We start from the raw sequence: 14,088 nt of genomic DNA on the forward strand, positions 1-14,088 counted from the left end.
GTGTAGCAGCTTTTGTGACGTGGCGCATAAAATATCCCTCAGCGTTCCCTCGACGTTAGCGTGAATCAGGCATAATCTTAATCAATCGATTGATTAATTCTTAATGCCGCCATGAATACGACCCCCACAACAACCAAAGGTGAACAGGCCAAAAATCAGCTTATCGCCGCCGCGCTGGCGCAGTTTGGTGAGTACGGGCTGCATGCCACCACGCGCGATATTGCCGCGCTGGCCGGGCAGAACATTGCGGCGATTACCTACTATTTTGGCTCAAAAGAGGATTTATACCTCGCCTGCGCCGAGTGGATCGCCGATTTTATCGGCACGCAGTTTCACCCGCACGTTGAGGAAGCCACCGCGCTGCTCGGCCAGCCGTCGCCCGATCGCGCCGCCGTTCGCCAGCTTATTCTCAATGCCTGCCACGATATGATCCGTCTGCTCACGCACGACGATACGCTCAACCTGAGCAAGTTTATCTCCCGGGAGCAGCTCTCCCCGACCGTCGCCTACCAGCGGGTACACGATCGGGTGATTGAGCCAATGCACTCGCACCTGACCCGGCTGATCGCCGCCTATACCGGGCGGGACGCCAGTGATACCGAGACAATTTTGCATACCCACGCCCTGCTGGGTGAAATTCTTGCCTTCCGTCTGGGCAGGGAAACCATCCTGTTACGCACCGGCTGGACACAATTTGATGAGGATAAAGCCGCGCAGATTAGCAAGGTGATCGCCTGTCACGTCGATCTGATCCTGCAAGGCTTAACGCAAAGGAGCCTGAAGTCATGAAAAAACCTGTCGCCATCATTCTGGTGGTTGTTGTTTTGCTTGCCGCCGGAGTCGGTGGATGGCTGTGGTACCAGAGCCATCAGGATAAAGGCCTGACGCTGTACGGTAACGTGGATATTCGCACGGTGAATATGAGCTTCCGCGTCGGTGGACGTCTCGCCTCGCTGAACGTGGACGAAGGCGATGCCATTAAAACCGGGCAGACGCTGGGGATGCTGGATAAAGCGCCCTATGAGAATGCGCTGATGCAGGCCAAAGCGGGCGTGTCCGTCGCTCAGGCGCAGTATGACCTGATGCTGGCAGGCTATCGCGACGAAGAGATCGCCCAGGCCGCCGCTGCGGTCAAACAGGCGCAGGCCGCCTATGACTACGCGCAGAACTTCTACGCGCGCCAACAGGGGCTGTGGAAAAGCCGCACCATTTCCGCCAACGATCTGGAAAATGCACGCTCGTCCCGCGACCAGGCGCAGGCCACGCTGAAGTCCGCGCAGGATAAGTTAAGCCAGTACCGCACCGGTAACCGCGCGCAGGATATTGCCCAGGCGAAAGCCAGCCTTGAACAGGCGCAGGCACAGCTGGCGCAGGCAGAGCTGGATCTGCACGACACCACCTTAATCGCGCCGTCTGACGGCACGCTGATGACCCGCGCCGTGGAGCCGGGCAGCATGCTCAGCGCCGGCAGCACCGTCTTGACGCTCTCCCTGACCCGCCCGGTGTGGGTGCGCGCCTACATTGACGAGCCGAACCTCGGCCAGATGCAGCCGGGCCGCGAGCTGCTGCTCTATACCGACGGTCGCCCGGACAAGCCGTATCACGGCAAAGTGGGCTTTGTCTCCCCTACTGCCGAATTCACGCCGAAAACCGTTGAAACACCGGACCTGCGTACCGACCTCGTGTATCGCCTGCGCATCATCGTGACCGATGCGGACGACGCGCTGCGTCAGGGCATGCCCGTCACCGTAAAAGTGAACAACGGGGAACGACATGAATGACGCGGTTATTCAGCTCAACAATCTGGTTAAACGCTTCGCGGGAATGGACAAACCGGCCGTCGCACCGCTGAACTGCACCATCCGGAAAGGCTATGTGACCGGGCTGGTCGGTCCGGACGGCGCGGGGAAAACCACGCTGATGCGGATGCTGGCGGGGTTGCTCAAGCCGGATGAAGGAAGCGCCAGCGTGCTCGGCCTTGACCCGATCGAGGATGACGGAGCCCTTCACGCCATGCTCGGCTATATGCCGCAGAAGTTTGGCCTGTATGAAGACCTGACGGTGATGGAAAACCTGAACCTGTACGCCGACCTGCGCAGCGTCACCGGCGAAACGCGGCAGAAAACCTTCGCGCGCCTGCTGGAGTTTACCTCCCTCGGCCCGTTCACCGACCGGCTGGCGGGCAAGCTATCCGGCGGGATGAAGCAGAAGCTGGGGCTGGCCTGCACGCTGGTCGGCGAGCCGAAAGTGCTGCTGCTGGACGAGCCCGGCGTCGGCGTAGACCCCATTTCGCGCCGCGAACTGTGGCAGATGGTGCACGAGCTGGCGGGCGACGGGATGCTGATCCTCTGGAGCACCTCCTACCTCGACGAAGCGGAACAGTGCCGGGACGTGCTGCTGATGAACGAAGGCGAACTGCTTTATCAGGGCGAGCCGACGACGCTGACGCAGAGCATGGCCGGGCGCAGCTTCCTGCTGCACAGCCCGCAGGAGTCTAACCGCAGGCTGCTGCAGCGGGTGCTCAGGCTGCCGCAGGTCAGCGACGGGATGATCCAGGGCCGCTCGGTACGTGTGATCCTCAAAAAAGAGGCCACCGTCGACGATATTCGCCAGGCGCCCGGCATGCCTGAGATCGAGATGGAAGAGACCGCGCCGCGCTTTGAGGACGCGTTTATCGACCTGCTGGGCGGCGCGGGTACCTCAGAGTCGCCGCTTGCCGCCATTTTGCATACGGTGGAAGGCACGCCGGGCGAAACGGTGATTGAAGCCAAATCCCTCACCAAAAAGTTCGGGGATTTCGCCGCCACCGACAACGTCAACTTTGCGGTGAAGCGGGGGGAAATTTTTGGCCTGCTCGGACCGAACGGCGCGGGAAAATCGACCACCTTTAAGATGATGTGCGGCCTGCTGGTGCCGACGTCCGGCAAGGCGCTGGTGCTGGATATGGACCTTAAGGTCAGCTCCGGCAAGGCGCGCCAGCATCTCGGGTATATGGCGCAGAAGTTTTCCCTGTACGGCAACCTGACGGTCGAGCAGAATCTGCGCTTTTTCTCCGGCGTGTACGGCCTGCGCGGGCGGGCACAGAACGAGAAAATCCGCCGCATGAGCGACGCCTTCGCCTTAACCAACATTGCCTCCCACGCCACCGACGAGCTGCCACTCGGCTTTAAGCAGCGGCTGGCGCTGGCCTGCTCGCTGATGCACGAGCCGGATATTCTGTTTCTTGATGAGCCGACATCAGGCGTTGACCCCATTACCCGCCGTGAGTTCTGGCTGCACATCAACAGCATGGTGGAAAAAGGCGTGACCGTGATGGTGACCACCCACTTCATGGACGAGGCGGAGTACTGTGACCGCATCGGGCTGGTGTATCGCGGCAAGCTGATTGCCCACGGTACCCCGGACGACCTGAAAAACCAGGCCGCCGACGATGAGGTTCCGGATCCGACCATGGAGCAGGCGTTTATCACCCTCATCCACGACTGGGATAAGGAGAATGCCCATGCGCAGTAATGCCATTTCCTGGCGCAGGGTGCGCGCGCTGTGCATTAAAGAGACGCGGCAGATCGTGCGTGACCCCAGCAGTTGGCTGATTGCGGTAGTCATCCCCCTGCTGCTGCTGTTTATCTTTGGCTACGGCATTAACCTGGACTCCAGCAAGCTGCGGGTCGGGATATTGCTGGAGCAGCAGAGTGAGGATGCGCTGGACTTTACTCACGCCATGACCGGATCGCCCTACATTGACGCCACTATCAGCGATAACAGGCAGGAGTTGATCCAGAAAATGCAGGCCGGGAAAATTCGCGGCCTGATCGTCATTCCGGTGGATTTCGCCGCCAATATGGCGCGGGCGAATACCGACGCGCCGATCCAGGTGATTACCGACGGCAGCGAGCCAAACACCGCAAACTTTGTACAGGGCTACGCGGAGGGGATCTGGCAGCTGTGGCAGATGCAGCGCGCGGAGGACCGGGGTGAAGAATTTAAACCGCTGATCGACGTGCAGACGCGCTACTGGTTTAACCCCGCCGCCATCAGCCAGCACTTTATTATTCCGGGCGCGGTGACGATTATCATGACGGTGATTGGCGCGATCCTGACCTCGCTGGTGATCGCCCGCGAGTGGGAGCGCGGGACCATGGAGGCGCTGCTCTCTACCGAAGTGACGCGCGTCGAGCTACTGCTGTGCAAGCTCATCCCCTACTATTTCCTCGGCATGCTGGCGATGCTGCTCTGTATGCTTGTCTCAGTCTTTATCCTCGGCGTGCCGTATCGCGGCTCGCTGGTGGTGCTGTTTTTTATCACCAGCCTGTTTTTACTCAGCACGCTGGGCATGGGGCTGCTCATCTCCACCATCACCCGCAACCAGTTCAACGCCGCGCAGGTGGCCCTCAACGCCGCCTTTTTACCGTCGATTATGCTGTCCGGGTTTATCTTCCAGATAGACAGTATGCCTGCGGTGATCCGCGCCGTGACCTATGTTATTCCGGCGCGTTACTTTGTGAGCACGCTGCAAAGCCTGTTCCTGGCGGGGAATATTCCGGTGGTGCTGATCGTCAACACGCTGTTTTTAATGGCGTCAGCGGCGATGTTCATTGGGTTGACGTGGATGAAAACCAAACGGCGACTGGATTAAGGAGCAAACATGTTTCACCGATTATGGACGTTGATACGCAAAGAGCTGCAATCCCTGCTGCGCGAGCCGCAAACCCGCGCCATTCTGGTCTTGCCGGTTCTGATCCAGGTTTTACTGTTCCCGTTTGCCGCCACCCTTGAGGTGACCAACGCCACCATTGCCATTTACAACGAAGATAACGGCAAACATTCCGTCGAGCTGACGCAGCGCTTTGCGCGTGCGAAAGCCTTTACCCACATCCTGCTGCTGAAAAGCCCGCAGGAGATCCAGCCCACCATCGACACGCAAAAAGCGCTGCTGCTGGTGCGGTTCCCGGCGGATTTTTCCCGCAATCTGGATACCTTCCAGACCGCGCCGATGCAGCTGATCCTCGACGGGCGTAACTCCAACAGCGCCCAGATAGCCGCCAACTACCTGCAGCAGGTGGTGAAGGATTACCAGCAGGAGCTGATGGACGGCAAACCGAAGCCCAACAACAGCGAGCTGGTGGTGCGTAACTGGTACAACCCGAACCTGGACTACAAGTGGTTCGTGGTGCCGTCGCTAATCGCCATGATAACCACTATCGGGGTGATGATCGTGACTTCCCTTTCCGTCGCCCGCGAGCGCGAACAGGGCACGCTGGACCAGCTGCTGGTCTCCCCGCTCGCCACCTGGCAAATTTTCATCGGCAAAGCGGTCCCGGCGCTGATCGTCGCGACGTTTCAGGCCACCATCGTGCTGGGGGTGGGAATTTGGGCCTATCAGATCCCGTTCGCCGGTTCGCTGGCGCTGTTTTACTTCACGATGGTCATTTACGGGCTGTCGCTGGTGGGATTTGGACTGCTGATCTCGGCGCTCTGCTCGACGCAGCAGCAGGCGTTTATCGGGGTGTTCGTCTTTATGATGCCCGCGATTCTGCTCTCGGGGTATGTTTCACCCGTCGAGAACATGCCGGTGTGGCTTCAGGATCTGACGTGGGTAAACCCGATTCGGCACTTTACGGACATCACCAAGCAAATCTATCTGAAGGATGCGAGTCTGGATATTGTCTGGGGAAGTTTGTGGCCGCTACTGGTCATAGCGGCCACGACGGGCTCAGTGGCGTACGCGATGTTTAGACGCAACATTGCGTAGCTTTTTCTCTTTGGTCAGCAGCGAGACCACCGCAGGCCCTGCGAGGATAGCCAGACCGGCCAGGGCCAGCAGCAGGTTGTTTTGCAGCACGCGCGACAGCAGCCAAAGCACGATCATCGCCGCGCCAAAATACCAGGTGGTGGTGAGCTCTTCGAGCACATCACCCACCTCGCGCCAGCGCGCTTCATGGTGGCGCTGTAAGAACAGCATCGACAGCACGGTGACGCCATAAAGGACGCATAGCCCCAGGCCAACACGCACCAGCGTACCGCTCATCCAGCCCATCACCAGTACGGCCACGACCAGTAAATGCAACATTATCTGCCAGCAACTCAGGCCAGTTGCGACACGAACACGTTGTTGCCACTTCATGGCTTCTCTCCTGAAGGATTTTTCTCTGCTTAATCAGACTACCGCACTTTACGGAAAATTCCGTAACGCCGCATCTTTTTGTGACGACGACTACACTTTATTTTCATTGGGATAGTCACTCAGGAAGGAGCTTATGACTCAAAAAATGCAGCATTTCTCGCTTAAGGTGCTGACGATAAACATTCATAAGGGCTTCACAGCATTTAACCGCCGCTTCATTTTACCGGAGCTGCGCGACGCGGTACGCACCGTCAGCGCGGATATTGTCTGCCTGCAGGAGGTGATGGGCGCACACGAAGTGCATCCGCTCCACTTTGAGAACTGGCCCGACACGCCGCACTATGAATTTCTGGCCGACACCATGTGGAGTGACTACGCCTATGGCCGCAACGCGGTCTATCCGGAAGGGCATCACGGAAACGCGGTGCTGTCCCGCTACCCCATTGAACATTACGAAAACCGCGACGTTTCCGTCGGGGAAAGCGAAAAACGCGGCCTGCTTTACTGCCGCATTACGCCGCCAGACCTCGAGCGACCTGTCCATGTCGGCTGTGTTCACCTGGGCCTTCGCGAAGCCCATCGTCAGGCGCAGCTGAAAATGCTGGCCGAATGGGCCAACGCGCTTCCCGAAGGTGAACCGGTGGTGGTAGCGGGCGATTTCAACGACTGGAGACAGCGGGCAAACCATCCGTTGAAAGTGGATGCCGGGCTGGAAGAGATTTTTACTCGCGCCAACGGCAGGCCTGCGCGCACCTTCCCGGTCCGTTTCCCGCTGCTTCGGCTTGACCGCATCTACGTGAAAAATGCCCACGCCAGCAGCCCGACCGCCCTGGCGCTCCTTAACTGGCGACATCTTTCCGACCATGCCCCGCTCAGCGCGGAGATCCACCTATGAAATGTTCCTGGCAGGAAGGCAACCGAATCACGCTGCTGGTCAACGGGGACGAGTATTATCCGGCCGTGTTTAAAGCGATTGACCATGCACAGCAGAAGGTGATCCTCGAAACCTTTATCTGGTTCGAAGACGACGTCGGCAAGCAGCTGCATGGCGTGCTGCTGCGCGCCGCCCGGCGCGGCGTCAAAATTGAAGTATTGCTTGATGGCTATGGCTCGCCGGATCTCAGCGATACGTTTGTGAATGAGTTGACCTCCGCAGGCGTGGTGTTCCGCTACTACGATCCCGGCCCTCGCCTGTTCGGCATGCGCACCAATCTTTTCCGCCGGATGCATCGCAAAATAGTGGTGGTGGACGAGACGGTGGCGTTTGTCGGCGGCATTAACTACTCCGCTGAGCATATGTCCGACTACGGCCCGGAGGCGAAGCAGGACTACGCTATTCGCATTGAAGGCCCGGTGGTGCAGGACATCTTACTGTTTGAGCTGGAGAACCTGCCGGGTAAAGAGGCCGTTCGCCGCTGGTGGAGACGCCGCCATCGCCCGGAAGAGAACCGGAAGCCCGGCGAAGCGCAGGCCCTTTTCGTCTGGCGGGATAACGGCGAGCACCGGGACGACATTGAACGTCATTATCTCAAGATGCTCGCCAACGCGAAGCGCGAAGTGATTATTGCTAACGCCTACTTTTTCCCCGGCTATCGTCTGCTGCACGCCATGCGCAATGCGGCCCGACGCGGGGTTCGCGTGAAGCTGATTGTGCAGGGCGAGCCGGATATGCCCATCGTCAAAGTCGGCGCGCGGCTGCTGTATAACTACCTGGTGAAGGGCGGCGTACAGATCTACGAATATCGCCGCCGACCGCTGCACGGCAAAGTGGCGCTGATGGACGATCACTGGGCCACCGTGGGTTCCAGTAATCTCGATCCGCTGAGCTTATCGCTCAATCTCGAGGCTAACCTGATCATTCACGATCGCCAGTTTAACCAGACCCTGCGGGATAACCTGCAGGCGCTAATCGTTAACGACTGCGTGCGCGTGGACGAATCCATGGTTCCCAAACGCACCTGGTGGAACCTGGGCATCAGCGTGGTGGTGTTCCACTTTCTGCGTCATTTCCCGGCCATGGTCGGCTGGCTGCCGGCGCATACGCCTAAGCTTGCGCAGGTGGACCCGCCGGTACAACCCGAAATGGAAACCCAGGACCGTATTGAAGCGGAAGACGGAGGCAAACCCTGATGTCGAAATCGCATCCGCGCTGGCGGCTGGCAAAAAAGATCCTGACCTGGCTGTTTTTTATTGCGGTCGCGGTTCTGCTGGTGGTCTACGCGCAGAAAGTTGACTGGGAAGAGGTATGGAAAGTCATCCGCAACTATAACCGGATGGTGCTGCTGGGCGCTGTGGGGCTGGTTATTGTCAGCTACCTGATGTACGGCTGTTATGACCTGCTGGGCCGTGCTTACTGCGGCCACAAGCTGGCCAAACGTCAGGTTATGCTGGTGTCGTTTATCTGCTACGCCTTCAACCTGACGCTGAGCACCTGGGTCGGCGGCATTGGCATGCGCTATCGCCTCTACTCGCGGCTCGGCCTGCCGGGCGGGACCATCACGCGCATTTTCTCGTTAAGCATCACCACCAACTGGCTGGGCTATATTTTGCTCGGCGGGGTGATCTTCACCATCGGCGTGGTGCAGCTGCCCGCGCACTGGTATATCGATGAAGCCACGCTGCGCATTCTGGGCATCGTACTGCTGCTGATTATCGCCGTTTATCTGTGGGCCTGCGCCTTTGCCAGACGCCGCCATATGACCATTAAAGGGCAAAAACTGGTGCTGCCCTCATGGAAGTTTGCGGTGCTGCAGATGGCCGTCTCCAGCGCCAACTGGATGGCGATGGGGGCCATTATCTGGCTGCTGATTGGCGAGGACGTCAATTACTTCTTCGTGCTGGGCGTGCTGCTGGTGAGCAGTATTGCGGGCGTAATTGTGCATATTCCGGCGGGGATCGGCGTGCTGGAGGCGGTATTTATTGCCCTGCTGGCCGGGGAGCATGTCTCTCAGGGAACGATTATCGCCGCCCTGCTGGCGTACCGCATGCTGTATTACTTCCTGCCGCTGGCGCTGGCAACGGTGTGTTATCTGGTGCTGGAGAGTCGGGCGAAAAAGCTGAGAGCGAAGAACGAGAAGGCGTTAGCGAAATAAAAGCAAAACGGCAACCTTGTTGCCGTTTTAGTGTTTGTTCCCTCTCCCGTGGGAGAGGGTCAGGGTGAGGGCACCAGACCGCACCGCCACCCGGCAAAACAACCTTAGCGACGGTTGCCGAAAATCCGCAGCAGCATCAGGAACAGGTTGATGAAGTCCAGATACAGCGTCAGCGCGCCCAGAATCGCGTATTTGCGCAGGTTCGAAGTGTCGCGTACGTCGATCTGCTCGCCGATGGTTTTCAGCTTCTGGGTGTCATACGCCGTCAACCCAACGAAGATCACCACCCCGATGTAGGTCACGGCCCACATCAGCGCGTCGCTCTTCAGCCACAGGTTTACCAGCGACGCCAGCACAATCCCGATCAGCCCCATAAACAGCATGCTGCCGAAACCGCTCAGATCGCGCTTCGTGGTGTAACCGTACAGGCTCATCGCGCCGAACATCCCGCCGGTGACCACAAACGTGCTGGCGATGGAGGAGTAGGTGTAAACGATGAAGATACTGGAAAGCGTCAGCCCGGTTAGCGCCGAATAGAGCATAAACAGCGTAGTCGCCATTCCGGCACTCAGCTTTTGCACCAGACCAGAAAGCACAAACACCAGCGCCAGCTGCGCGATAATCAGCCCAAAGAAGGTGATTTTGCTGGAGAAGATAAACATCATCAGTTCAGGCGTGTTCGCCGCATACCACGCGATAAACGCGGTAAGCAGCAGGCCAACCGTCATCCAGCCGTACACCTGAGCCATATACGTCTGCAGGCCGCTACGGGTCTGCTGTACTATTGAATCGGAACGCGGAAATCGGTCCATGATTCACTCCTGATTAAGTTTAAGTAGACACACACGTTAAGATTAACACATCCACGTAAACCGACTACCAACGGCTGGCGGCTTGTTTATCGCTGTCGCGCGATTCTACCCAGCGGTCACCTTCCGGCGTGGCTTCGCGCTTCCAGAACGGCGCTCTGGTTTTGAGGTAATCCATAATGAACTCCCCTGCCGCAAACGCGCTGCTGCGGTGCGCGCTGGTCACCCCGACGAAGACAATCTCCTCGCCAGGCCACATCTCGCCGATGCGGTGAATAACCGTGACGCGGCCAAGCGGCCAGCGGCCTCGCGCCTCGTCGACAATCTCCGCCAGCGATTTCTCGGTCATCCCCGGATAGTGCTCCAGCGTCAGTGCCTTCACGCTGTCGCCGAGGTTGTGGTTGCGCACTTTGCCGGTGAAGGTGACAACCGCGCCGTCTTCATCGCGTTCCGCCAGCCAGCTGTATTCTGTCCCTACGTTAAAACGCTCGGGGCTCACCAGAATTCGGGTTTCAGCCATCTTAGCCCCCCGTTACCGGCGGGAAGAAGGCCACTTCATCGCCTTCCTTCAACGGATGGGTGAACTCCACCAGCGTTTGGTTAACGGCGGCCAGCAGCTTGCCTTCGTCCAGCGCCAGCGCCCAGCGGTCGCTTTGTGTCGCCAGATGCGCGCGCAGGGCCGCGACGTTTTCGAAGGACGCATCCAGCGTCAGGCTGTCGGTATTCACCAGCTCGCGCACCTGCGCAAAAAAGAGCACCTTAATCATGGCTATCCACCTTAAAATCACCGGATTTGCCGCCGCTTTTTGCCAGCAGGCGAACCGGGCCAATCACCATATCTTTCTGCACCGCTTTGCACATGTCGTAGATGGTCAGCGCGGCGACTGAGGCCGCCGTCAGCGCCTCCATCTCCACGCCGGTTTTGCCGGTTAAGCGGCAAAGTGACTCAATGCGCACGCGATTATGCTCCGGCTGTGCCTGCAGGTTCACTTCCACCTTGCTCAGCATCAGCGGATGGCACAGCGGAATGAGATCCCAGGTCCGTTTGGCGGCCTGAATCCCCGCGATGCGGGCGGTGGCAAAGACGTCGCCCTTGTGGTGGCTGCCGTCGATAATCATCGCCAGCGTCTCCGGCAGCATGGTGACGAACGCTTCCGCGCGCGCCTCGCGCACCGTTTCCGCTTTGGCGGAGACGTCCACCATATGCGCTTCGCCGGCGGCGTTAATGTGGGTCAGTTGTGACATAGCTTATTTCTTTAAATGGGGATGGAAATTACACGGACGGGTACGGGCGTCCAGCTGCGGGGCGATGATGTTTTCCCACGCGGTACGGCAGGCTTTGGTCGAGCCCGGCATAGCGAAAATCAGGGTTTTGTTAGCCACCCCGGCAACGGCGCGCGACTGGAGCGTGGAGGTACCAATCTCTTCAAAGGAGAGCATGCGGAACACTTCGCCGAAGCCTTCCACCTCGCGGTCGAACAGCGGGATCAGCGCTTCGGGGGCCTGATCGCCTGCGGTAAAACCGGTGCCGCCGGTAATCAGCACCACCTGCACCTCATCACTCGCAATCCACTGCGAAACCTGAGCGCGAATGGCATAGCGGTTCTCCTTCACGATCGCTTTATCGACGATGTGATGCCCCGCGTCATAGGCCGCCTCGCGCAGCCAGTGGCCAGAGGTATCATCCTCTTCGCCACGGCGGTCGGAAACGGTAAGGATAGCAATGCGTGTCGGGATAAATTCTGCGCTTACCTGACTCATCTTCTGGTTCCTTCTTAAGCCTGATTACCCGCCGATGTAGGACAGGTTCTGAGTAATACCGGTATTGCCCTGATGCAGGAAGTGGGTCTGTTTTTTATGCGTCAGCGCGTCAGAAATGCGTGCTTCAAGCGCGGCCTGCTGCGCATCGTCTTCCAGCAGATCGCGGAGATCCACGCCGCCGTCGCCGAACAGGCAAAGATGGAGCTTGCCAACGGAGGAGACGCGCAGGCGGTTGCAGCTGGCGCAGAAGTCTTTCTCATAGGGCATGATAAGCCCAATCTCACCTTCGTAATCCGGGTGGCAGAAGACCTGCGCCGGGCCGTCGCTGCGCTGGCGGATTTGATGGATCCAGCCGCGTTTCAGCAGCTCGTCGCGCAGCACCATGCCGGAGATGTGATGGCGACGAAACAGCTCGCTGCCCTCGCCGGTTTCCATCAGCTCAATAAAACGCAGCTGTATAGGGCGGGATTTGATCCACGCCAGGAAGGTATCGAGCTGGTGATGGTTCACATCACGCATCAGCACTGTGTTGACTTTGACCTTCTCGAACCCGGCCGCAAATGCCGCGTCGATGCCGTCCATGACCTGCTGAAATTTATCCTGGCCGGTAATGGCGTGGAACTGACGGGCATCCAGGCTATCGACGCTGACGTTGATCGCCGTCAGCCCCGCATCGCGCCAGTTCGCCACGTCACGCGCCATGCGGTAACCGTTGGTGGTCACCGCAATCTGGCGGATGCGTTCGTTTTCACGCACGGCGGCAATGATGTCGGGGAAATCGCGGCGCAGAGAGGGTTCGCCGCCGGTCAGACGCACTTTTTCGGTGCCGAGCTCAGAGAAAGCGCGCGTGACGCGGCGCACTTCATCCACGGAGAGAAAGCCGTTATTGGTGACGCTGCCCGGTTTGTAGCCATCGGGCAGGCAGTAGGTGCAACGGAAATTGCACACATCGGTAATCGACAGACGTAAGTAATAAAACTTACGCGCGAAAGCATCAGTAAGTTGTGAAGCCATGTACACCTTTCCAGATCGGGAGGCACAGTCATTTCTTTCTGTACCCTGGTGGCAAATTCGCCACGGCCAGAGCGCCATATCTTTCGACACAGGCACAAGGGCTAGAGTGTATGTTTTCAATTTTGAAAACGTGGTTAGGGCGATAGTAGCGCGGAAATTCTGACGACGCCATTATCGCTTCACGCTATATAATTATCTATATAGCGAATCGTTCCTGCATTTTCGCTACAGAATACCTAAAAACCGCATTTTCACATTGATATACGTCATTTTGCATCGGGTGAGGCATCGTCTTTTAGGGGTAGTTAGGTTACTGTTACGCGATCGAACGTGATAAGGAATACGTATGCGCAATCGCACTTTTGCGGATCTTGACCGAGTGGTCGCTCTTGGCGGAGGACACGGCTTAGGCCGGGTTATGTCCTCTTTGTCGTCACTCGGCTCAAGGCTGACAGGGATAGTAACTACCACCGACAACGGCGGCTCAACCGGGCGCATTCGACGTGCCGAAGGCGGCATTGCCTGGGGAGATATGCGCAACTGCCTGAACCAGTTAATTACCGAGCCTAGCGTCGCGTCGGCGATGTTTGAGTACCGTTTTGGCGGTAATGGCGAACTTTCGGGCCATAACCTCGGAAATCTGATGTTAAAGGCGCTCGATCACCTGAGCGTACGGCCTCTGGAAGCCATCAATTTAATCCGTAATCTGCTCAAAGTGGACGCATTCCTGATCCCCATGTCTGAACAACCGGTTGACTTGATGGCCATCGACGCCGAAGGGCATGAAGTGTACGGCGAGGTGAATATCGACCAGCTCATCCTGCCGCCAACGGAGTTAATGACCTATCCGAGCGTGCCCGCCACGCGAGAAGCGGTGGAGGCCATCGGAGAAGCGGATCTTATCCTGATCGGTCCGGGCAGTTTTTATACCAGCCTGATGCCCATTCTGCTGGTGAAAGAGCTGGCGCAGGCGCTGCGCCGCACCCCTGCCCCGATGGTTTACATCGGTAACCTGGGACGTGAGCTGAGCCCGGCGGCGGCGAGCCTGTCGCTGGCTGACAAACTGGAATTAATGGAGCAGCACGTCGGTAAAAAAATTATCGACGGCGTCGTGGTCGGGCCGAAGGTGGATGTGTCGGGTATTGGCGACCGCGTGGTGGTGCAGGAGCCGCTGGAAGCGAGTGACATTAAATATCGCCATGACCGTCACCTGCTGCGCGAGGCGCTGGAGAAGGCGATTCAGGCGCTGGGTTAGGTTCGTTTTGTGCGGCCTGTTGCCCTCACTCCT

The 14,088-nt window shown here is 58.3% G+C and carries 16 protein-coding genes and 1 riboswitch; of the genes, 9 read left to right on the top strand and 7 right to left on the bottom strand.

What is annotated here, in order from left to right; all coding sequences use genetic code 11:
• Nucleotides 1-111 precede the first annotated feature (111 nt).
• From cecR to M2422_RS07610, 5 genes are read left to right on the top strand one after another with little or no spacing between them, the layout of a single operon-like run.
• Nucleotides 112-789, top strand: coding sequence for a transcriptional regulator CecR (cecR, locus tag M2422_RS07590; RefSeq protein WP_064672132.1), 678 nt, complete (start codon nucleotides 112-114; stop codon nucleotides 787-789).
• On the top strand, nucleotides 786-1,781 hold the full coding sequence (gene hlyD / locus M2422_RS07595) for a secretion protein HlyD (protein WP_064672131.1): 996 nt from the start codon (nucleotides 786-788) through the stop codon (nucleotides 1,779-1,781). The genes cecR and hlyD overlap by 4 nt, the downstream gene beginning before the upstream one ends.
• Nucleotides 1,774-3,513, top strand: a complete 1,740-nt coding sequence (locus M2422_RS07600) for an ATP-binding cassette domain-containing protein (protein ID WP_064672130.1) — start codon at nucleotides 1,774-1,776, stop codon at nucleotides 3,511-3,513. Before hlyD ends, M2422_RS07600 begins: the two co-directional genes overlap by 8 nt.
• Nucleotides 3,503-4,636 (top strand): ABC transporter permease, encoded by a 1,134-nt coding sequence (locus M2422_RS07605; RefSeq protein ID WP_045142921.1) that lies wholly within the window; start codon nucleotides 3,503-3,505, stop codon nucleotides 4,634-4,636. Before M2422_RS07600 ends, M2422_RS07605 begins: the two co-directional genes overlap by 11 nt.
• 9 nt (nucleotides 4,637-4,645) lie before the next feature.
• Nucleotides 4,646-5,752 (top strand): ABC transporter permease, encoded by a 1,107-nt coding sequence (locus M2422_RS07610; RefSeq protein WP_064672129.1) that lies wholly within the window; start codon nucleotides 4,646-4,648, stop codon nucleotides 5,750-5,752.
• Here M2422_RS07610 and M2422_RS07615 read toward each other — a convergent pair.
• A complete protein-coding gene (locus tag M2422_RS07615) occupies nucleotides 5,714-6,124 on the bottom strand; it encodes a YbhQ family protein (RefSeq protein ID WP_014883088.1) in 411 nt (136 codons plus the stop codon). The two genes, M2422_RS07610 and M2422_RS07615, sit on opposite strands and share 39 nt — an antisense overlap.
• A 133-nt stretch (nucleotides 6,125-6,257) precedes the next feature.
• Between M2422_RS07615 and M2422_RS07620 the strand changes: the two genes are divergently transcribed.
• From M2422_RS07620 to M2422_RS07630, 3 genes are read left to right on the top strand one after another with little or no spacing between them, the layout of a single operon-like run.
• On the top strand, nucleotides 6,258-7,019 hold the full coding sequence (locus M2422_RS07620; protein WP_023334979.1) for an endonuclease/exonuclease/phosphatase family protein: 762 nt from the start codon (nucleotides 6,258-6,260) through the stop codon (nucleotides 7,017-7,019).
• Nucleotides 7,016-8,254: a cardiolipin synthase ClsB gene (gene clsB / locus M2422_RS07625; protein WP_033144984.1), complete on the top strand. Its 1,239-nt coding sequence runs from the start codon at nucleotides 7,016-7,018 to the stop codon at nucleotides 8,252-8,254. The genes M2422_RS07620 and clsB overlap by 4 nt, the downstream gene beginning before the upstream one ends.
• On the top strand, nucleotides 8,254-9,216 hold the full coding sequence (locus tag M2422_RS07630) for a YbhN family protein (RefSeq protein ID WP_033144983.1): 963 nt from the start codon (nucleotides 8,254-8,256) through the stop codon (nucleotides 9,214-9,216). The genes clsB and M2422_RS07630 overlap by 1 nt, the downstream gene beginning before the upstream one ends.
• A 104-nt stretch (nucleotides 9,217-9,320) precedes the next feature.
• Here the strand turns inward: M2422_RS07630 and M2422_RS07635 are convergent, their stop codons facing one another.
• From M2422_RS07635 to moaA, 6 genes are all read right to left on the bottom strand, one after another.
• Nucleotides 9,321-10,028, bottom strand: a complete 708-nt coding sequence (locus M2422_RS07635) for a Bax inhibitor-1/YccA family protein (RefSeq protein ID WP_064672128.1) — start codon at nucleotides 10,026-10,028, stop codon at nucleotides 9,321-9,323.
• Nucleotides 10,029-10,092: 64 nt separating this feature from the next.
• Entirely contained in the window at nucleotides 10,093-10,545 is a 453-nt protein-coding gene (gene moaE, locus M2422_RS07640) for a molybdopterin synthase catalytic subunit MoaE (RefSeq protein ID WP_064672127.1), read from the bottom strand.
• A 1-nt stretch (nucleotide 10,546) separates the two neighbouring features.
• A complete protein-coding gene (gene moaD / locus M2422_RS07645; protein ID WP_064672126.1) occupies nucleotides 10,547-10,792 on the bottom strand; it encodes a molybdopterin synthase sulfur carrier subunit in 246 nt (81 codons plus the stop codon).
• Entirely contained in the window at nucleotides 10,785-11,270 is a 486-nt protein-coding gene (gene moaC, locus M2422_RS07650; RefSeq protein ID WP_008501142.1) for a cyclic pyranopterin monophosphate synthase MoaC, read from the bottom strand. The genes moaD and moaC overlap by 8 nt, the downstream gene beginning before the upstream one ends.
• 3 nt (nucleotides 11,271-11,273) lie before the next feature.
• Nucleotides 11,274-11,786 carry a molybdenum cofactor biosynthesis protein B gene (gene moaB / locus M2422_RS07655; RefSeq protein WP_064672125.1) on the bottom strand — a complete coding sequence of 171 codons (513 nt, stop codon included), beginning with the start codon at nucleotides 11,784-11,786 and terminating at the stop codon, nucleotides 11,274-11,276.
• Nucleotides 11,787-11,810: 24 nt separating this feature from the next.
• A complete protein-coding gene (gene moaA / locus M2422_RS07660; protein ID WP_064672124.1) occupies nucleotides 11,811-12,800 on the bottom strand; it encodes a GTP 3',8-cyclase MoaA in 990 nt (329 codons plus the stop codon).
• Nucleotides 12,788-12,921: riboswitch (molybdenum cofactor riboswitch) on the bottom strand. It overlaps the preceding gene by 13 nt.
• Nucleotides 12,922-13,146: 225 nt before the next feature.
• Between moaA and yvcK the strand changes: the two genes are divergently transcribed.
• Nucleotides 13,147-14,055: a uridine diphosphate-N-acetylglucosamine-binding protein YvcK gene (gene yvcK, locus M2422_RS07665; protein ID WP_064672123.1), complete on the top strand. Its 909-nt coding sequence runs from the start codon at nucleotides 13,147-13,149 to the stop codon at nucleotides 14,053-14,055.
• Nucleotides 14,056-14,088 lie beyond the last annotated feature (33 nt).

Origin of the sequence: Enterobacter sp. SLBN-59 (assembly GCF_024807915.1) — a bacterium.
In the GTDB taxonomy this organism is placed as follows: Bacteria; Pseudomonadota; Gammaproteobacteria; order Enterobacterales; family Enterobacteriaceae; genus Enterobacter; species Enterobacter asburiae_B.